The organism is Acetobacter sp. ESL1128, from assembly GCF_058505085.1.
In genome coordinates, this window is sequence record NZ_CP196369.1 from 1963877 (window position 1) to 1983270 (window position 19394).

Consider the following 19394-nt stretch of genomic DNA (forward strand, 5'->3'; position numbering starts at 1 on the left):
CCATGTCTGGCAGGTCTGAAGTTGCTGCCCTTCCTTCCAGCGCAGCACTTCGGGCCTTCCTGCTTGGCGGGGTTACCCCCGTTGGGCTGAGCGACATTTTGCGCGCGTTTGACCGCTCGATCCGCGACAAGGCACGCCTGAAGGCCATACTGCACACCATGGCGCTGGATGGCAGCCTGCTTGACCTGCCCGCAGGACGCCTGAAAACCTCCATCGGGCTGCCAGAAACCGTACGGGCGCGTATAACCCATATCCGCCCCGACGGTACCCCCTGCGGCATACTGGCCGATGACCCTGCGGCAACGCCTGTTGTTCTCAACACCCGCGCCCCCGACCTGCACCTCCCCTTGCCCGGTGATCTGGTTCTGGCCCGCCTGCGCCCCGCCTGCGGTGCCCGCCGCAGGGAGGCCCGCGCCGAACGTGTACTGGCCCGAACGGGGGAGAGCCTCGCCTTTTCCCGCGCACTTGGGGAGGATGGCGCGCCAGTGGAACGGTTATGGGCCTGTAACCCGCAGATTGCAGGCACGTTCGCGCTGGCCACACCAGAACAGCATGCCCTGCCCGAACCGGGGGAAGTTGTTCTGGCGACCTTGCGCTCCATGCCAGATGGCACACTGGCGGTGGATACCCCCACCCCTTACGGCCGGGCAGATACCGCAGGCATGGCCAGCGCGCTCAGCCTGCTGACACACGCCATTCCCATCCGTTTTTCCGCAGTAGCGGAGCAGGAGGCCACACGCGGAGCCGCACAGGCCGCAGCCCTGCACAACCAGCCCGCCCCAGCCGACCGGCACGACCTGCGCGCTCTCCCGCTGGTTACGCTGGATGATGAAACCGCACAGGATTATGACGACGCCATATGGGCAGAGCCGACAGACACGGGTTTTCATCTTGTCATCGCCATTGCCGATGTCAGCCACTACGTGCCAGCCGGTTCGGCGCTGGATGAGGAGGCCCGCTTACGAGGCACCTCCCTTTACCTGCCCGACCAGACCATACCCATGCTGCCGCTGGACCTGTCGGCCAATGCGTGTTCGCTCCTGCCCGGGCAGGACCGGCTCTGCCTGTTTGCCGATATTCTCATCACCCATGACGGCCATATGCAGGATGGAACAATCAGGCGCGGGATCATGCGCAGCGCAGCCCGGCTGAGCTACCACGATGCACAAAGCGCGCTGGACGGCAAAACCCTGCCCCCGGTCCACCCCATACACACCCTGCCGGCAACATTGCTGCAAACCCTTATGGCCGCGAGTAGTGCGCTCAATAACGATGCAACCAAACGCAATGCCATGCGTTTGGATGAAGATGCCTGGGTCGTTACCTTCCACCCCGACGGGCAGCCTGCTGCCTTTTTACCGCGCGAGCGCCTTGCAACCCATGATCTGGTTGCCAGCTTCATGATCGCGGCAAACACGCTCGCCGCCCGGATTGCGTATAAAAACCGGCTTGCGGTTCCGTTTCGGGTGCATCCCGCCCCTACGGCCACCCAGCCACGCCCGGCAGCACGCTACAGTGCTGTAGCTGGCCGCCATAACGGGCTTGGCCTGCCGTTATACACCCATTTTACCAGCCCCATCCGCCGCTATGCCGACCTGCTGGTACACAGAGCCATAAGTGCTTGGTGCATGGAGCAAAATCCCCGGCAGGACGGCACTCCATCTGTGGCCTGCGCGCCACCATGGGAGCAGGATCATGCATTGGTGTCCCACCTTAATTTTACCGAGCGCCGGGCCGGAAAAAGCGTTCAGGACTGCCAAAATCGGCTGGCAGCGGCCTTTCTGGTTCCCGACATAGGGCAAAACGTGAACATCCATGCCACCACAACAACACGGCATGGCCTTTGCGTGCGATTGACGAAAACAGGAACTCCGTCTTTGCTGCCGTGGTCTGCTTTTCCGGATTGCGCAAGGATGAATGACGACTCGCCGTACGGTGGCATTGCCGCCCGCTACACGCCCCTTATCCAGAACGGGGCACTGCCTGTGGCAGTTCTGCTGGCAACCTGCCCGGCGCGTGGCGTGTCCGTACTGGCGTCCCATGCCCATGCGCGCTGAACTTCCCTTCCGCGGTTATGTCCGGGCCATAGTGCAGCACCAGTTGCTTGTGCCCGGCGTTGTGCTGGCCATTCTGCTCCTGTGCCAGCCCGCCACCCTGCATGCCCAAAGCAGCAGCGGCGGGCCTGTGCCCAGCCCACCGCCAGCAACGCCCCAGCCCGCGGCCCCAGCCCCCAGCGCGGCCCCGGCAGCTGAGGCCCCCGCCGGACCTGCACCCACCAGCCCGGCACCTGCTCCACCAGCCCAGCCCGATGTACCCGCGCCCCCGCCCCCCCCTGCGGTGGACATGCAGCTTGTGCATTCGGTCATTGCCACAGCACTGGAGTTTTTAGGCCCCCGTACGCTTGAGCCCCATAGCAGCCGGGATTTTACCCTGTGGGGGCTGGGTTGCCTGACAGCGCTGGACCCTACGCTCACCTTCGATTCCCGCGGGACAAACATCCAGCTCCTTGCAGGCCCACAACCCCTGCTCTCCCGCCCGGCACCACCAGCGGACAGCGTGGATGACTGGGCCAGACTGGCCACTGATTTTCTGGAAGCCGCCCGTACCCATTCCGCCGCTGTACGTTCAGCCGAGCGGGATGATCTGTTGCAGGCTTTTTTTGATGAACTGTTCAACCATCTGGACCCCTACTCCCGCTACATAGGGCCATCTTCCGCCAGTACGGACCGTGAGGCCCGCACCGGTGGGGAAGCCGATGCAGGCATTACTCTGGCCCAGAGCGGGCGGCATATTGTTGTGTCCGCCATTAATGCAAACGGCCCGGCATGGACTTCCGAAATTGATACGGGGGACCGGATCATAGCTGTTAACGGCCAGCTAACCGCCGGGCAGTCCATTGCCACCGTTACGGACTGGATTCGTGGGCCAGAAGACAGCGCCCTTGTGCTGCGCCTGCTCTCCCCCGGGCGGCGGCGCGCACATACGGTTACGCTGCGCCGCTCCAAAGTGCCGCCAGAAACCGTGTTTGCTTTTGCCAGCGGCCCTATTGTGGTGCTCCGTGTAACCGCTTTTTCCTCCGATACGGCGGAGGAGATGAGTCAGTATCTGGACCAGGCCACACAGGACAAGAACCTGCGCGGCCTGATTATTGACCTGCGCGGCAACCGGGGCGGTGTGCTGCAACAGGCCGTAACCGCCGCAGCCTTGCTGCTTGACCACGGTGTGGCCGCCGTAACCAGTGGGCGGGACCCACAATCCAACCATATCTGGGCCGTGCAGGGTGGGGATATGACCAACGGCCTGCCCATTGCCGTTCTGGTGGACGGACGCACCGCTAGTGCTGCGGAAATTCTGGCCGCAGCACTAGCCGACCACCGGCGCGCCGTGGTGATCGGCAGCGCCACTCTGGGTAAGGGGCTGGTACAGACCGTGGCGCAGCTCCCCGATGAAGGCGAACTGTTTGTCACGTGGAGCCGGGTCATCGCCCCCCTGCACTGGCCGTTGCAGGGGCTGGGCGTTATGCCCCAGATCTGCACCAGTCTGGGGGAGGCGGATACAAACCACGCGCTCCACACGCTGGCCAGTGGCAAACTGGCCAATCAGGCGGCCATAACGGCTTCCCGCGCAGCGCGTTACCCGTTGAGTGTTCCCAGTATTCTGGCTATTCGCAAGGCATGCCCTGCCGCACTGGGTAATGACCGCGACATCAGCGTTGCGCGTGACCTTATTAACCACCCCGCATGGTACAAAACCGCCATTACCGCCATTCCTGATGATGTGGCCGCCGTACCCCAGATTTCCGCTGCACCATGAAGGATGACATGACCCCTCCCCCCCGCCTGCGCACGGACCTTGTAGCCCGCGCACTCATCCGTCAGGCCGGGTTGGATGGCCGCTCGGCCATGCTGCTCCGCAGGGGCGACCCGGATGCTGGTGGTATTCTGGTAATATTACTCGGCCGTAACGGAGACGGCGTGGTACTCACCCAGACCCGCACACCCGAGGGAGAGGCCGCGTGGATGCGTGGCACAGGCACAACACCCGTAAACGCAGAACAAATTCAGGCCTATGTTGACCGGCAGCTCAAATACGACCCGGACCTGTGGGTGCTGGAGGTTGAAACCGTGGACTTCAGCCCTCCGTTTGAAGCAATACTGATCTGACAAGAAAGGTAGGTATTGTGGCTTAACCCACACGCCTGCGGTATTTATGACGCATAAAATCCACAAGTTTGGGAAAACTCTGGCTTCTGCCTGTTGCGTCATACACAACTTTACAGCAAAGAAGGCAGGCATGTGTGCCCTCGTACCATCCAACGCCATACGTGATGTATCGCACAACCTTTGCCACAGCAGGGAGAAGACCATGAAGCCGCGCCGTATACTGCTTGCGCAAACGCTGCTTTCTGCGCCGCTTGCGGCTGGCCTCCTGCTGTCCGCCGTTTCAGCGCATGCGCAGCCTGTTCAAGGCCTGTATATTGCCGGTGAAGGGGGCGGGACCCTCAATCAGGATCAGCGCGTCAGAAGCACGCCCAACTTCCCCGACGGTCGGGACCGCTGGAAGGCTGGCGCGGTTGGAATCGGCTCTGTGGGCTGGGGGCTTGGCAACGGTTTTCGTGTTGAGGTCGAAGGCAACTATCGCAGCATGGACTATAACCGCCTTGTGAACAGCAACGTGACCACAAAAGGGGATGGTCGCCGCCAGACCTATGGCGTTATGGTTAATGCCCTGTTTGACCTTGATATAGGCAAACCGTGGCTGTTCCCCTATTTCGGGGCTGGCGTTGGTTATGGCTGGACCTCCACCACGGCATCGCTCGTGGGGCATAATGCTTCGGGCGGCACCACCATGCAGCGTATGGGTGGCACTTACGGCAACGCCACCTATCAGGGCATTTTTGGCCTGTCCTTTCCCGTTCCCTGGGTTGTCGGCCTGTCTGCCACGGCGGAATACCGGTTCTGGACCATGTTTGGCCCGCAGTCCCATGGCGTGACCTCCACGGGGGATATTGGGGGGACACAAGCTGTTATTGGCGGAAGCACCACCTTTAACGGCACCCACAAGACGGCAACGGACTTCAACCATTCCATGATGCTGGGCCTGCGGTACGAGTTTAATCCCGCACCCCCGCCACCGCCGCCAGTGGCCAACACCCCGGCCCCGGCTCCGCAGGCCGCACGCAGCTATCTGATCTTCTTTGACTGGGACAAAGCCGACCTGACCGACAGGGCACGTTCCATTGTGAACGAAGCCGCGCAGGCCGCTACCCATGTTGCCCTGACCCGTATTACCGTGTCGGGCTATACGGATAACTCCTCTGCCCATCCGGGCCAGAAGGCGGGTGAAGAATACAACATGAAGCTCTCCATCCGTCGCGCAACGGTTGTTAAGGCCGAGCTTATGCGGGATGGCATTGCAGGCTCCACCATTGATATTCATGGTTATGGGGACACGCACCCACTGGTGCAGACGGCCCCCAATACCAAGGAAGCCCAGAATCGCCGGGTGGAAATTATATTCCGCTAACAGACAGGTTTTTCCCTGCCTTAAAAAAGCCCGCCCCAATATGAGGCGGGCTTTTTTTATACCCAGAACAACATAGCCAAAGCCGGGAGAGGCTTACAGCCCCGAGAACAGGGAGGTGGAGAGGTAACGCTCGGCAAAAGAGGGGGCTATGGCAACAATGGTCTTGCCTGCGTTTTCCTTTTTATGGGCCAGCTGCAAAGCCGCATGCAGCGCAGCGCCGGAGGAAATACCAACGGGAATACCATCAATCCGCGCGCAGCGTCTGGCAGCCGCAATGGCCTCACGCTCCGAGACAGTCAGCACCCCATCAAGCGATTTAAGGTGCAGTGTTGCCGGGCAAAAACCCGGGCCAATGCCCTGAATACCGTGGGGGCCGGGTTCATCCCCGTTCAGGATGGCACTTTCCGCCGGTTCCACACCAAAAACCTGTATGCCCTTGCGCCGGGGCTTGAGCGATTCCGCAATCCCGGTTGCGGTTCCACCCGTACCAACACCGGCAACAACAATATCGACCTTACCTGCTGTATCTTCCCAGATTTCCTCTGCTGTGGTGGCGGCATGCACGGCGGGGTTTGCGGGGTTGTCAAACTGATCGGGCATCCACGCGTCGGGTGTTTCGGCCAGAATTTCGTTCGCGCGGGCAATGGCTCCTGCCATACCAAGGCGGGCGGGGGTCAGTTCCACCTGGGCATCCATCAGCCGCACCATGCGCCGCCGCTCGATAGAAGCACCTTCTGGCATGGTCACGATCAGCCTGTAACCCCGTGCAGCGGCCACAAACGCCAAGGAGATGCCCGTATTGCCCGATGTGGGCTCCACCAGCAGGGTGCGGCCGGGTGTAATTTTACCCCTGCGCTCGGCATCAAGCACCATGGCTGTGCCGATTCTGTCCTTGACCGAGCCGAGCGGATTAAAAAATTCCAGCTTGAGCAGAACACGGCTTGTCAGCTTGTCTTCCTGCATGATGCGCGGCACGGCAACCAGAGGGGTTCCACCCACCACGTTCAAAACCGAGTCGTAAACTCTCCCACGAGGCGCTGCAAAGCCGTAACCCTCGTTATCGTGCGTTGTTGATGGCATTTGGTCCCTACCTGAACTGTTTAAATGTTCAACTGTCTTATAATACGAATTTACAACGTAGATAAACAGCCATTCCCCTGCTATAAGCACTCAACACAGCAAAGCTGGCACATCATACGCCAGACCGTAAGCCAAGCAGGAAGGACCTTGCGATGATTCTTCGTCGTGACAGAGCAATGACCGCTGTTCTCATCATGCTGGACGTTGCTTTCCACGCAGGCCGCTCCAATGCGGTAAGTGCTGCCGATATTGCCGAGCGCTCCGGCCTGGCCCGCCGGGGGATTGAACCGCTGCTTCAGGCACTCTCACGCTCAGGGCTGCTGGAGAGCATCCGCGGCCCGCGTGGGGGCTACCGGCTGGGCCGCCCCCGGCGGGATGTAACCCTGATCAATATTATTGAAGCAGTTCTGAACGATGACCCCGAAGGCAGCGATGGCCCGCAAGGTCCTCTCTTCCACAAGGTTATTGAACCCTGTTGGAGCGGGTTTGACACCAAGCTGACAGAACAGATGCGCCAGACCACGCTGGATGAGCTGGTGCGTCAGGCCGAGGATGCCGGTCTCAAACGCCCGCAAAGCGAGCCCATTACCTTTTCCATCTAACCTTTGGCGACAAGGTTGGTCCGGGCATAAAAAAAGCGGTGCTGCTTACGCGGCACCGCTTTTTTTATGCCCGGAGGATCTGCTCAGTTCTTGGTAGCTGCTTTGGCTGGGCGCGCAGCCCGCTTTGTCACCACCTTCTTTTCCGCAGCAGCAGGCACAGGCGCGGTCACTGCGGGGTGGGGGATATACACACCCGTTGCATCAACCTGTGCGGTAACCGTCAGGCGGGTACGCTGCTGGCCCGGACCGGGGATAAGGATAACCGTAAACCGGTCCTGCCCTGCGTAACCCTGTGTGGGCGTGTAGGTTACGTGTGTGTCGTTATCCAGCGTGTACAGGAACGCCTTGCCATGCTCGGGAGCAGGAGAGGCCCCAAAGGACAGGTAGGGCTTGCCATCAGGCTGGGAGACCAGCACCTCACACAGCCCGTCATCGGAGCGGACCGTCATGGTGGTGGAAAGCTGGCCGTCGGCCTCTTTCTTGATGGGGGTCGTGCTGCACACGGCAGATTTTTTGAGATACCCAAACGGATTGGGAGATCCGACATGGACAGGGCCCACGGTTGTCGCGCAGCCGGCAAGCATGCCAGCAGTTAGCGTCAGCCCGGCAATTCCTCGTAAGCGCACTCCACAGCTCCGCTTCATTCTTGTTAAATCAACCATAAACCCAGTGCGTTCCATTCTGGTTAAAGGGATAAGCCTTTGCCTGCTGGGCTCACCAGCACAACAGGCCATAACGCCGCATGAGTCGTTCTTGCCTTTAAATCATCCCGCCGCAGGAAGGAAGAGGCACGACCCGCACCTTTTGGCACCCCTGCCTCTCTGTTTACAGGCAGGTGCAGTAAAAACATTGTTTTGCCACAACACAGCACTAACGCAGCAGGGCAGCACACGGCCATGTATGCATAATCCTGCCATGTGCCCCCATGGCGGGAAATGACGGTATGACAAATTAGGCCGTTTCTTTCCTGCCTGAATAGGCTATTGCGTTGTGCAGCATCTGTCGGAGGTCCTACCGTATGTTCCTTTCCCGTCTTTTTGCCGCGGGTGTTCTTGCCGCGGGCGTTCTGCATGGTTCCGTTACTTTTGCCGCCAGTCCGTGCGGCCATTCCCCAGCACATGAAGCCTTTAACGTGCAGGGCCTCAAAAGCGAGCTGATGGTAACCGCCCTCTCGTGCAGCGCGCAGGACCGCTACAACGCGTTTGTTGCCAAGTTCCGCACCGTTCTGCTGAACGAGGAAGACAAGCTTAACGGCTACTTCCGCTCCACCTACGGCCGCACCGCACAGCGCGAGCATGACGATTATATTACCCAGCTGGCCAACGTGCAGTCCGAGCGCGGGTTGCAGTCAGGCACCATCTTCTGTCAGCAGCGCATGGCCATGTTTGATGAAGTGAATGCCCTGGATACCGGGGAAGACCTCTCCAATTATTCCGATGCCAAGGATGTTACGCAGCCTGCGTCGTTTGAAACATGTGCAGCGCCTACCACCACACGCGCCCCTGTGCGCCGCCGGGCTACCCACAAAGCCGCATAATGTTTGTCAACCACAGGTGGCATACCGGGGTTTTGGTCCCCGGGCTGCCTCTGGTGCTTGACGAATCAACGCCAAAGCGGGACAGACTTCCCGCATGAGCGATCTGTTTTCCGCCCCCACACCGCCCCGCAAATCCGCCAGCGCCTCCGCCCGCCCCAAAGCGCCGGACAATCAGGCGTATGACGCCAGCGCCATTGAGGTGCTTGAGGGGCTGGAACCCGTACGCCGCAGGCCCGGCATGTATATTGGCGGAACAGACGAAGGTGCCCTGCACCATCTGGCCGCAGAAATTCTTGATAACTCGATGGATGAGGCCGTGGCAGGCCACGCCAACACCATTGACGTGCATCTGGCCCCCAATAACTGGCTGTCCGTACGGGATAATGGCCGGGGTATTCCCGTTGACCCACACCCCCGCTTTCCCGACCGCTCGGCGCTGGAAGTGATTCTGACCACGCTGCACGCGGGGGGTAAGTTCTCGGGCAAGGCATATGCCACCTCTGGCGGGTTGCATGGTGTTGGCTCTTCCGTGGTCAATGCCCTTTCCGCCCGCATGGATGTGGAAATCGCGCGCGACCGCACCTTGTGGCAGCAGTCCTACGAACGGGGCAAACCCGTAAGCGCATTGCAAAAAGCGGGGGCGGCCCCCAACCGGCGCGGCACCCAGATTACCTTCCAGCCGGACCCGGAAATTTTTGGCACGCATGTTTTTGTGCCCTCCCGCCTGTACAAGCTCTGCCGTTCCAAGGCGTTCCTGTTCCGCGGTGTCACCATCCGCTGGTCGTGCGATCCCTCTTTGCTCAAGGCGGGGGATGAAACCCCGGCAGAAGCTGTTCTGCACTTCCCCGGTGGTCTGGCCGACAGTCTGGCTGATGAGCTTGGCCCCGATGCTCCCCTGCTCACCCCCTTCTGGTCGGGGGAAGCGCCCCTGCCTCCGCAGGCGGATGGAACAGATAATGGCAAGGTGGAATGGGCCGTTGCCTTTCTGGAAAGTGGTCCGGCATCCCTGATCTCCTACTGCAACACCATCCCGACTCCACAAGGTGGCACGCATGAGACCGGGTTCCGCAACGCGCTGCTCAAGGGGCTGCGCGCATGGGGGGACCAGCGTTCCATTAAAAAAGCAGCCAGCATTACAGCCGAAGACATACTGGGCATGATTGCCGCCCGCCTGTCCGCCTTTATTCGGGACCCTCAGTTCCAGGGCCAGACCAAGGAAAAGCTGACCACGGCCGAAGCCAGCAAACTGCTGGAAACCGCTCTGCGTGACCGGTTTGACCACTGGCTGGCCCAGAACCCCCCGCAGGCGGATTCGCTGCTCAGCTTTGCCATTGACCGCGCAGAAGAGCGCCTGCGCCGCCGTGAACTCAAAGATACACCGCGCAAAAGTGCGACCCGCCGCCTGCGGCTGCCCGGCAAGCTGACCGACTGCACCAAAGAACACGCACCCGACACCGAAATTTTTCTGGTGGAAGGGGATTCGGCAGGCGGGTCCGCCAAACAGGCCCGCAACCGTGAAACACAGGCCGTGCTCCCCCTACGCGGCAAAATCCTGAACGTGGCGAGCGCGACAACAGAAAAACTGCGCGCCAATCAGGAACTGCGGGATCTGATCGAAGCACTGGGTTGCGGGTCGGGCGAGCGCTTTGACCTGACCAAGCTACGCTACGGCCGCGTCATTATCATGACCGATGCAGACGTGGATGGCGCCCATATTGCCTCCCTGCTCATGACGTTCTTCTACCGCGAACTCCCCGAGCTTATCCGCAACGGGCACCTGTATCTGGCGCAGCCCCCGCTCTACCGGCTTACACAGGGCGCACACAGCGTGTACGCCATGGATGATGCGGACCGGGAACGCAAAATGGCGATCCTGACCAAAAAGCGGGGCAAGATTGATGTCTCCCGCTTTAAAGGGCTGGGGGAAATGCCCCCGGCGGACCTGAAGGAAACCACAATGGACCCACGCAGCCGCACCCTGCTCCGCGTGGTGGCCCCGCCGGAAGACCGGCTTTCCACGCGGGAGCGGGTGGAAAGCCTGATGGGCCGCAAACCCGAACTCCGCTTTGCCTTTATTCAGGAACATGCCCGCTCGGTTGATGAGTTGCTGGACATCTGAGCGGACAGCCCATGAGTAGGCCCATTTTTTCCGTTAAGGAGCGCCTGTCTGCCCTGCTACAGGTTGTAGGGGGCATGCTCTTCCTGCAATTTGGCTCCTCCTATGCCAAAATGCTGTTCCCCACTTTTGGGGCGGCGGGCATGGTGGGGCTGCGCACTTTTTTTGCCGCTATTATGCTGATGCTGTTCTTCCGCAGCTGGCATAACCTGTCACGCAGGGTGCTTCTGCTGGTGCTGCCTTATGGGCTGTCACTCGCAGCCATGAACTATTTTTTCTACCTTTCCCTTGGCCGCCTGCCTTTGGGCACAACTGTAGCGCTGGAGTTTACCGGCCCCCTTGTGCTGTCCTTCATCCATACCCGCCGCTGGAGCGATGTGGTGTGGACCAGCCTGACCGTGCTGGGGCTTGTTTTGCTGCTTCGCCCCGAATCAGCCGTTCGGCCAGACCTTATTGGTATTCTGTTTGCCCTGCTCGCTGCTGTTTGCTGGGCGCTTTATATTATTTTTGCCCGCAACATTGCTGGCAAACTGCCCTCTGGTCAGGCGTGCTCGCTTGGTATGCTGTGTGGGGGTGCTGCGGTTTTTGTGCCCTGCACCGTTCCCGCATTATGGGTGGGGGTGCATGCACCGCTTTTGCTGGGGCTGAGCGTTGTGGTCGCCCTTTGCTCTTCCGCCCTACCCTACACTCTGGAAATGAGTGCAATGCAAAAGCTCTCGGCCCGCGAGTTTGGGGTGCTGTGTAGTCTGGAACCGGTTTCCGCAGCACTGGCCGGAGCCATATTGCTGCATGAGATTCCATCCCTGCTACGTTTGTGCGGTATTTTCTGTGTGGTTCTGGCGTCCCTCGGCACTGTGCTGATGCCCCAGGGGAGCAACACCACAGTGCCAGACGGCCCAACCCTGCCGGAATAATCCGTCCTGTGGCCTGCCGTTACCGGCTGGCCAGATGCAAAACCGGGTCATGGAGAGTGGAGGACGCAACGTTAACTGCGTTTGCGTGCATAGCCTGCATGATCATCGGATCAAAAATCCGGGTGAATGTGCCCGGGTGGACCCCCATCCACAACGTGACCACCGCCAGCGGCACCAGCACGGCAAGTTCCCCCACCGTTAGGTCACGCAACAGGCCAACCGTGCCACGCACGCTACCAAACAGAACCCGACGATACAGCGAGAGCATGTAAACCGCCCCCATGATCATGGTGCCACCAGCCAGCAGCGCCACCCAGATGGAAACGTGAACAGCCCCCATAAGCACCAGCAGTTCGCCCACAAAGGCCCCGGTACCGGGCAGGCCCACATTGGCCATGGTGAACAGCATGGCAAGCAGGGCCAGCACAGGCATTTGCCGGGCAACACCGCCCAAAGCGTCAATCTCCTGCGTTTCCGCCCGCCATGCCACTGCCGCCACGCAAAAGAACAGGGCTGCAATAACCACACCGTGCGAGAGCATCTGGAAGATGGCGCCATCTATCCCCTCTGCCGTCAGGGTAAACAGACCAACCGCGATCATGCCCATATGGGAGAACGAAGAGTAGGCGATAAGCCGCTTCATGTCCGTCTGGGCGAAGGCCACAAACGCTGCGTACAGAATGGCCACCACACCAAGGGCAAGCACATAGGGTGCAAACTGGCGCACGGCATCGGGGAACATCAGCACGCCAAAGCGTAGCAGCCCGTAAGCCCCTGTTTTGGACAGCACGCCAGAGAGCATGGCCGATGCCGGTGTAGGGGCTTCCGTATAGGCATCAGGCAGCCAAGCATGGAGCGGAAACAGAGGGAGTTTGACGCCAAAAGCCAGCAGAAAAGCCAGCAGCAGCCAACCCTGAAGGGAGTGCGAAAAACCGGCATGCATAAGGGCCGGAATATCCGTAGTCCCGGCGTGCAGCCACATGGTGATCAGCCCGACCAGCATGAACAGCGAACCGCCAAAGGTAAACAGGAAGAACTGAAGCGATGCCCAGACCCGCTTGGCCCCGCCCCAAATGCCAATCATCAGGCAGCCGGGAATAAGCGTTGCTTCGTAAAAAACATAAAACAGCACCAGATCCTGCGCAGAAAACAGGCCAAACAGGGCTGTTTCCAACAGCAGCATGGCGGCAACAAAGTCCCGCCCCTGCGTTTGCACGCTCCGCCAGCCTGCCCCAAGCGCCAGTGGCGTGAGAAAAGCGGTGAGCAGGATAAAGACCAGACTGATCCCATCCACCCCGGTATGGTAGGAAATACCATAGTCGCTCAGCCAGCGTAGCCGGGTTTCAAATTGCAGGCCGGGCTGGCTGGGGTCAAAACCGACCCACATCAGCACGCTCAGCCCAAACGTGAGGAGCGTAGTCCACAACCCCAGCCAGCGCGCCGTGCGGTCCCGCTCCGGTCCCTGACCGGGGCAAAGAAAGGCCGCAACCGCGCCTGCAAGGGGAAGATAGGTTATCAGCGAAAGCAGGATTGGCTGCACGGCTTAACACCATCCGGGTTTAATGACACTTTTTTAAGACTGCGCCTTTTTAGCGCATGAGGCCAGCGTGGGGCTGTTCACGTTCCGCCGATCAGCCATTCCCGAACAGGGGATGACTAACGGCGACCAAACAATTTTTCGAGATCATTGCGGCTGAGCTTGAGCCATGTTGGCCGCCCGTGCGAGCACGTTCCTGCACGGGGTGTGGCTTCCATCTGCCGTAGCAGGGCGTTCATTTCCTCCGGTGCAAGCCGCCTGCCCGCCCGGATACTGCCGTGGCAGGCCATGCGCGCAATGACCGCATCCAGCTTGCCATCAAGGGATGCCATTTCATCAGGGGCACCCGTGTCATCGGCCTCCAGTTCATCGGCCAGATCACGCAGCAGGCTGACAGCATCACTTTTGCCCAGCATGGCTGGCAATGCACGCACCAGAATGGAGCCACCCCCAAACTCTTCTATTTCCACCCCGAGTCTTTCCAGCATGGGCTGGCGGGCCAGCAGCAGGTCCTGCTGTACGCGGGGCAGTTCCACCACATCTGGCACAAGCAGGCGCTGGGCCTGCACATGCCCGCTCAGATACTGCTCGCGCAGGCGCTCATGCGTCAGCCGTTCATGGGCGGCATGCTGGTCAACCAGCACCAGAGAACCATCCGCCGCAACAGCCAGAATATACGTATCCAGCACCTGCGCGACAGCAGCCCCCAAGGGGTGATCCAGCGGAGCGAGCCCACCCGCTCCGCCTGCTGTGTCTGCCGAGGGGCCAGCCTGTGCGGCCTGTGGCCATGGTTCGGTCTGGTTTGTTGCAAAGGCCGTGGGCAGGGTGCGGGCCGATGGAGCATCCCCAAACATCAGGCGTGGCTCGGCCATACCAGAGCCCTGCGCTGCGGCAGGGTAAGCGGGAGCGGGCTGCACGGCCGCCTGCCCCTGTTCTGGCGGATACCATATCCGGCTTGCCCGTGGTGCCGCGGACAGAACCGGGCGCACACCCGCAACCCCTGCCCCGTGCTCCAGCGCGCGCTGGAGCGTGCCAATAACCAGTGAGCGCACGGCGGCTTCATCCGCAAAGCGCAGTTCGGTTTTGGCGGGGTGTACGTTTACATCCACCTGTTCAGGCGGAACAGTGAGCATAAGAGCCACAACCGGGTGGCGACCGGGCTCTATCACCCGACGATAAGCCACGCGCACGGCGGTTTTAAGCACCGGGTCCACCACAGGCCGGCCATTAACCAGCATGAACTGCCCGTTGGCCGTGGACCGATGCACCGATGGCGGGCAGATAAAGCCGCTCAGGGTCATGCCCTCACGCGCGCCGTCTATGGTCAAAAAACCATCGGCCTCGCTGGCATCCAGCAGGGCGGCTGCACGGGCGGCCATATCCTGAGCGGGCAGGTCCAGCACTTCACGCCCATCAAGCACAAAGCGGAAGGCGGTCTGGGGCACGGCCAGTGCCAGACGGCGCACCACGCTTTCCACATGGCGGCCTTCCACACGGGCACTTTTCAGGAATTTGCGGCGTGCGGGCGTGGCAAAAAATAGGTCTTCAACCACAACGCTGGTGCCAAAAGCCCCGGCAACAGGTTCTGGCGGGTAGGTTTTACCCCCCTCGACCCGAATACGCCATGCGCCACTTTCCCCCCTTGGGCGGGAGGTAATGCTCAACCGCGCCGCAGCCCCGATGGACGGCAGTGCCTCCCCCCGAAAACCAAGGGTGTTGATATGCACCAGCGTTTCGTCCCCCAGTTTGGAGGTACAGTGCCGCTCGACTGCAAGAGACAGATCATCGGGGGACATGCCAACCCCGTCATCCGTCACAATCATGCGCTCCACCCCGCCCCCATCGAGCGAGATGTCCAGCCGCCGGGCGCCGGCGTCTATGGCATTTTCTATCAGTTCTTTAACGGCAGCGGCGGGGCGTTCGATCACCTCGCCCGCAGCAATGCGGTTGACAATAACTTCGGGCAACCGCCGCACATGCGGGCGATCAGGCATAGTCCCCAGCATGGCAGCCTGTTCTGGCTGGTCTGACATGGTCAGACCCGTGCCTTACTTCTTTTTGGGGTGCTGGGTGGGCGTAACGCCCTTGGTGGGGGGCAGGCCAAGAGCTGCATTGGTTTTGAGCCTGCGGTTTTCTTCATCCGCATTCACCACACCTCCAGCCTTGCCACCTTTCCAGAACATCAGCTGTTCCACAAAGCCTGTGCCTGCGGCACCGAGTTCGCCCTGATCAGGTTCGTCTGCTGCGGCAGAGGCTTCGTTGACCAGAATGGTCTGGCCTTCGCTGGTGTCCCCGTTGGTGCCGCGCAGAGCCACATCGGGGGAGAGGGTTTCGAGCGCCTGCAGGCGTTCGCTCTCATCCTGCGTGCGTTCATCCCCTTTGCTGGGCTTAACCAGCTCCTCCGAAGGGGGCATGGACAGCGGTGAGCGGGTTGTCACCGTATATTCATCTGGCATGCTGCGTTCCAGACCAAAGGCCTGAGCGGCCTCATGCCCGGAGCAGCCGCTCAGCATCATGCAGCCGCCTACCAGCAGCACCGGAGAAATCAGGGTCGAAACACGGCGCACTATCATCTGCCTTCCACTCATCCTGAAAACCGCGCGCTCTGGCGCGGGCTGCCTAATGCCTAAGATGTCTGCTGTCCGTCAGACAGAAAATTCTGCAACAGCAATACGCATACTGCGCACACTATAGCGGAGTCAGCCACATTGAACACATACCAAGACCAACCGAATGCATGGGCATGCAAAAAATCCACCACGGCCCCGTAACGCACACGGTCAATCACGTTGCCTATGGCGCCCCCGGTTACCGCACCCACGCAGGCTGCTGTCATCTTGCTGGGGGTTCTGGCCATCCACACCAGCAGACAACACGCTACTACCATTGCCACAACGGAAAACACAATCCGCCCCGCCCCACCCAGCCCGCCAAACATGCCAAATGTTACGGCGTGGTTCCAGACCATGGTAAAGTTAAGGAACGGCAATACCCTGACAGAACCACGGGCTGGCAGGTCCAGCCCATATAAAATCCAGAACTTGCTCAGCTGGTCCGCAGAGAGAACCAGCATCAGCACAAGCAGGCCAATTCCTGCGGGCCGGAGCATGAACGGCTTTTTCATGCACCCTCCTGCGCGGATGTGCTGACAAAGCCGCTCTGGGCCACAACATCCGCACAGCGTGGGCACACACCAGGATACGCCGGATTCGACCCGGTTTCTGGCAGGACCTTCCAGCAGCGGGCGCATTTTTCGCCCTCCGCCACCCGGACCACAGGCGCACCATGCAGGGTTCCCCCTTCATCCCCCTCCACATAAACGGAGGAAGATGTGGGGTCGATCAACACTTCCACGTGGGAGACAATGGCCAGCTCGCTCCAGTTGACACCGGCAAAAATGCTGGCTTCCTCTTCCGAAAAAGTCAGTTCAACCTGTGCCTGCAACGAAGAACCAATGGTGCCCGCACGGCGTGCCCCTTCGATCTCGGTTGTAATAATCCGGCGCACGGAGCGAATACGCGCCCAGCGTTCCTCCAGTGCCGTGTCGGTCCATTCTACCGGCAGGTCGGGGAAGGCCTGCTCGTGCACACTGGCCTGATCACCAAAGCGGGCGGCCCATGCTTCTTCCGCCGTAAAGACCAGTACGGGGGCCAGCCACGTGCTCAGGCAACGGTGCAGCACATCCAGCACCGTACGCACCGCACGGCGCGTGGGGGAGGACGGTGCATCGCAGTACAGCGCATCCTTGCGAATATCGAAGTAGAAGGCCGACAGGTCCGTTGTGCAAAAACCATGCAGGGCGGGGTAAACACCAACCCATTCATGCGTTTCCACCGCACGGGCCACCAGCCCACCCAGTTCGCTCAGGCGGTGCAGAACCCAGCGTTCCAGCTCTGGCAGTTCGGCATAGGGCAGCACTTCTGCATCCGTAAACCCGTCCAGCCCACCCAGCAGCCAGCGCAGCGTGTTGCGCAGGCGGCGGTACAGCTCGCCCTGCTGCTTAAGGATTTCCTTGCCAATGCGCAGGTCGTCATTGGTGTCGGAGTTCATAACCCACAGGCGCAGCACGTCAGCGCCCATGCTGTCATTCACGTCCTGCGGGGCAATCACGTTGCCGAGGGACTTGGACATCTTGCGGCCCTGCTCGTCCAGAACAAAACCGTTGGTCACCAGCGCCTTGTAGGGTGAGACACCGCGCGTGCCCACACTTTCGAGCAGGGAGGACTGGAACCAGCCACGATGCTGGTCCGACCCTTCCAGATACAGGTCTGCGGGAAAGCTCAGCCCCGGACGCCCCAGCACAAAGGCGTGGGTCGAGCCACTTTCAAACCAGACATCCACGATGTCGAACACCTGTTCGTAATCATCGGGGTTGCGGCCTTCACCCAGAAAACGGGCAGGCTCGGACGTGTACCAGGCATCTGCCCCATCGGAGCGGAAGGCATCCACCACGCGCTGCATAACGGCTGGATCGCGCAGCACCTCGCCTGTACGTTTTTCCACGAACACGGCAATGGGCACGCCCCATGCGCGCTGGCGGCTGATGCACCAGTCCGGGCGGGTACGGATCATGGAGGTCAGGCGGTTGCGGGCCTGTGCGGGCACAAAGGTTACGTTTTCCAGCGCTTTTAGTGCGTTTTCACGCAGCGCGTTTTCCCCGTCCATGCGGATGAACCATTGCGGCGTAGCCCGATAGATAATGGGTGCGCGTGAACGCCACGAATGGGGGTAGGAATGTACGATCTGCCCGCGCCCGACCAGCCCTGCGGGGGGCGTGCCCGCCGCGTTGGCCCGCTCCATCACGCTTGCCAGCGTGGAGCAGACCACATCTGCCGCCTTGAACACATGCACACCGGCAAAACCGGGCACCCATGGTGCGTATGTGCCATCATCCTGCACGGTTTCAGGCACATCCACGCCATTGGCGCGGCAGAGCATGAAGTCGTCCTCACCATGTGCGGGGGCCTGATGGACAAGGCCGGTCCCGGCATCGGTGGTTACAAATTCACCGGCCAGCATGGGTACGTCAAAATCATACCCTGCACCACGCAGCGGATGGGCGCATACCGCACCCGCCAGCGCACTGCCGGGCAGGGTGTAAAGAATGTGGTGCGCCGTCACATGCGCTTCGGTGCAGAAGGACTCTACAAGAGCTTCGGCCACCAGCACGCGGGCACCGGGTTCAAGCAGAGCACCCTCGCCCGTTTCGTCCACACGCAGGACCACATATGTAATCTCCGGCCCGTAAGCCAGAGCGCGGTTGCCCGGAATGGTCCACGGCGTTGTGGTCCAGATAACCACGGACACATCAGCCAGCGCGTGGGCAGGCGTGGGGTCCTTGACCACGGGGAACGCGACCAGAATGGTGGTGGACGTGTGGTCGTGATATTCGATTTCGGCTTCAGCCAGCGCGGTTTTTTCCACCGGACTCCACATGACCGGGCGCAGGCCACGGTACAGCTTGCCGTTCAGCAGAAAACGCCCGATTTCCTCCACAATGGCCGCCTCGGAGGAAAAATCCATGGTGGCGTAGCGGTTGCGCCATTCGGCCTGCACACCCAGACGCTGGAACTCCTCCATCTGGATATTCAGCCAGTTGCCTGCATAGTTGCGGCATTCGGCACGGAACTCCAGCACAGGCACGGAATCCTTGTCCCGCTTGGCTTTGCGGTACCCTTCCTCAACCTTCCACTCGATCGGCAGGCCGTGGCAGTCCCAGCCCGGCACGTAACGCACCGCGTAGCCCGCCATGCGGTGGGCGCGGTTGATAACATCCTTGTTGATCTTGTTGAGCGCATGCCCAATGTGCAGGTGCCCGTTGGCGTAGGGCGGACCATCATGCAAGGTAAAGACCGGGCGGCCTTCCGCCTGCTGCTTCAGCCGTTCATCCAGCCCGCTTTCGCGCCATTTTTCAAGCCATTTGGGCTCCTGTTGGGGCAGGTTGCCACGCATGGGAAAAGAGGTCCGTGGCAGAAACACCGTATTGCGATACTGGTCGGCCAGGGTTGTCTTGTCGGGTTCGCTGCTCGATGAGGTCATGGGAGGCTGAGGTCACTTCGGTTCGGGTTCATGCCGTGCGGGC

General features: G+C 60.7%; 15 protein-coding genes. 8 read left to right on the top strand and 7 right to left on the bottom strand.

Annotated elements, in window-relative coordinates; translation table 11 throughout:
* Window positions 1–2 precede the first annotated feature (2 nt).
* From ACSYTG_RS09075 to ACSYTG_RS09090, 4 genes are all read left to right on the top strand, one after another.
* The gene (locus tag ACSYTG_RS09075; RefSeq protein WP_489782948.1) at window positions 3–2057 is read left to right on the top strand and encodes an RNB domain-containing ribonuclease; all 2055 of its coding nucleotides are present in this window, start codon (window positions 3–5) and stop codon (window positions 2055–2057) included.
* Window positions 2047–3813 carry a S41 family peptidase gene (locus ACSYTG_RS09080; RefSeq protein WP_489782949.1) on the top strand — a complete coding sequence of 589 codons (1767 nt, stop codon included), beginning with the start codon at window positions 2047–2049 and terminating at the stop codon, window positions 3811–3813. The genes ACSYTG_RS09075 and ACSYTG_RS09080 overlap by 11 nt, the downstream gene beginning before the upstream one ends.
* A gap of 8 nt (window positions 3814–3821) precedes the next feature.
* Entirely contained in the window at window positions 3822–4163 is a 342-nt protein-coding gene (locus ACSYTG_RS09085) for a DUF1491 family protein (protein WP_086645387.1), read from the top strand.
* Window positions 4164–4293: 130 nt separating this feature from the next.
* A complete protein-coding gene (locus ACSYTG_RS09090) occupies window positions 4294–5526 on the top strand; it encodes an OmpA family protein (RefSeq protein ID WP_179290097.1) in 1233 nt (410 codons plus the stop codon).
* 93 nt (window positions 5527–5619) lie between these two features.
* On the opposite strand, the gene cysK is transcribed toward ACSYTG_RS09090, so the two are convergent.
* The gene (gene cysK, locus ACSYTG_RS09095) at window positions 5620–6606 is read right to left on the bottom strand and encodes a cysteine synthase A (RefSeq protein WP_086645275.1); all 987 of its coding nucleotides are present in this window, start codon (window positions 6604–6606) and stop codon (window positions 5620–5622) included.
* Window positions 6607–6758: 152 nt separating this feature from the next.
* Between cysK and ACSYTG_RS09100 the strand changes: the two genes are divergently transcribed.
* Window positions 6759–7208: an RrF2 family transcriptional regulator gene (locus ACSYTG_RS09100; protein WP_086645274.1), complete on the top strand. Its 450-nt coding sequence runs from the start codon at window positions 6759–6761 to the stop codon at window positions 7206–7208.
* Window positions 7209–7291: 83 nt separating this feature from the next.
* Here the strand turns inward: ACSYTG_RS09100 and ACSYTG_RS09105 are convergent, their stop codons facing one another.
* A complete protein-coding gene (locus ACSYTG_RS09105) occupies window positions 7292–7834 on the bottom strand; it encodes an Ig-like domain-containing protein (RefSeq protein ID WP_095349050.1) in 543 nt (180 codons plus the stop codon).
* Between the two features lie 392 nt (window positions 7835–8226).
* On the opposite strand from ACSYTG_RS09105, the gene ACSYTG_RS09110 reads away from it, so the two are divergent.
* The 3 genes from ACSYTG_RS09110 (at window position 8227) to ACSYTG_RS09120 (ending at window position 11775) form a co-directional block, all read left to right on the top strand.
* Window positions 8227–8745, top strand: coding sequence for a hypothetical protein (locus ACSYTG_RS09110; protein WP_086645272.1), 519 nt, complete (start codon window positions 8227–8229; stop codon window positions 8743–8745).
* A 94-nt stretch (window positions 8746–8839) separates the two neighbouring features.
* Entirely contained in the window at window positions 8840–10864 is a 2025-nt protein-coding gene (gene parE, locus ACSYTG_RS09115) for a DNA topoisomerase IV subunit B (protein WP_086645271.1), read from the top strand.
* Window positions 10865–10875: 11 nt separating this feature from the next.
* Window positions 10876–11775 carry an EamA family transporter gene (locus tag ACSYTG_RS09120; RefSeq protein ID WP_165925108.1) on the top strand — a complete coding sequence of 300 codons (900 nt, stop codon included), beginning with the start codon at window positions 10876–10878 and terminating at the stop codon, window positions 11773–11775.
* 19 nt (window positions 11776–11794) lie between these two features.
* Here ACSYTG_RS09120 and ACSYTG_RS09125 read toward each other — a convergent pair whose 3' ends face one another.
* The 5 genes from ACSYTG_RS09125 to ileS all read right to left on the bottom strand — a co-directional run bounded on the left by ACSYTG_RS09125 (window position 11795) and on the right by ileS (window position 19351).
* Window positions 11795–13315 carry a complex I subunit 4 family protein gene (locus ACSYTG_RS09125; RefSeq protein WP_489782950.1) on the bottom strand — a complete coding sequence of 507 codons (1521 nt, stop codon included), beginning with the start codon at window positions 13313–13315 and terminating at the stop codon, window positions 11795–11797.
* A 116-nt stretch (window positions 13316–13431) separates the two neighbouring features.
* Window positions 13432–15345, bottom strand: coding sequence for a DNA mismatch repair endonuclease MutL (gene mutL / locus ACSYTG_RS09130; protein WP_489782951.1), 1914 nt, complete (start codon window positions 15343–15345; stop codon window positions 13432–13434).
* A gap of 15 nt (window positions 15346–15360) precedes the next feature.
* Complete coding sequence (locus ACSYTG_RS09135) at window positions 15361–15882, bottom strand: DUF3035 domain-containing protein (protein WP_086645385.1); 522 nt, start codon at window positions 15880–15882, stop codon at window positions 15361–15363.
* A 56-nt stretch (window positions 15883–15938) separates the two neighbouring features.
* On the bottom strand, window positions 15939–16436 hold the full coding sequence (lspA, locus tag ACSYTG_RS09140) for a signal peptidase II (protein ID WP_086645268.1): 498 nt from the start codon (window positions 16434–16436) through the stop codon (window positions 15939–15941).
* Entirely contained in the window at window positions 16433–19351 is a 2919-nt protein-coding gene (gene ileS, locus ACSYTG_RS09145) for an isoleucine--tRNA ligase (RefSeq protein ID WP_086645267.1), read from the bottom strand. The genes lspA and ileS overlap by 4 nt, the downstream gene beginning before the upstream one ends.
* Window positions 19352–19394 lie beyond the last annotated feature (43 nt).

What these genes read in the sequence shown, in the direction of transcription:
- ACSYTG_RS09075 (WP_489782948.1), top strand. Translation starts at nt 3, where the DNA reads ATGTCTGGCAGGTCTGAAGTTGCTGCCCTTCCTTCCAGCGCAGCACTT.
- ACSYTG_RS09080 (WP_489782949.1), top strand. Translation starts at nt 2,047, where the DNA reads ATGCGCGCTGAACTTCCCTTCCGCGGTTATGTCCGGGCCATAGTGCAG.
- ACSYTG_RS09085 (WP_086645387.1), top strand. Translation starts at nt 3,822, where the DNA reads ATGACCCCTCCCCCCCGCCTGCGCACGGACCTTGTAGCCCGCGCACTC.
- ACSYTG_RS09090 (WP_179290097.1), top strand. Translation starts at nt 4,294, where the DNA reads ATGTGTGCCCTCGTACCATCCAACGCCATACGTGATGTATCGCACAAC.
- cysK (WP_086645275.1), bottom strand. Translation starts at nt 6,606, where the DNA reads ATGCCATCAACAACGCACGATAACGAGGGTTACGGCTTTGCAGCGCCT.
- ACSYTG_RS09100 (WP_086645274.1), top strand. Translation starts at nt 6,759, where the DNA reads ATGATTCTTCGTCGTGACAGAGCAATGACCGCTGTTCTCATCATGCTG.
- ACSYTG_RS09110 (WP_086645272.1), top strand. Translation starts at nt 8,227, where the DNA reads ATGTTCCTTTCCCGTCTTTTTGCCGCGGGTGTTCTTGCCGCGGGCGTT.
- parE (WP_086645271.1), top strand. Translation starts at nt 8,840, where the DNA reads ATGAGCGATCTGTTTTCCGCCCCCACACCGCCCCGCAAATCCGCCAGC.
- ACSYTG_RS09120 (WP_165925108.1), top strand. Translation starts at nt 10,876, where the DNA reads ATGAGTAGGCCCATTTTTTCCGTTAAGGAGCGCCTGTCTGCCCTGCTA.
- mutL (WP_489782951.1), bottom strand. Translation starts at nt 15,345, where the DNA reads ATGTCAGACCAGCCAGAACAGGCTGCCATGCTGGGGACTATGCCTGAT.
- lspA (WP_086645268.1), bottom strand. Translation starts at nt 16,436, where the DNA reads ATGAAAAAGCCGTTCATGCTCCGGCCCGCAGGAATTGGCCTGCTTGTG.
- ileS (WP_086645267.1), bottom strand. Translation starts at nt 19,351, where the DNA reads ATGACCTCATCGAGCAGCGAACCCGACAAGACAACCCTGGCCGACCAG.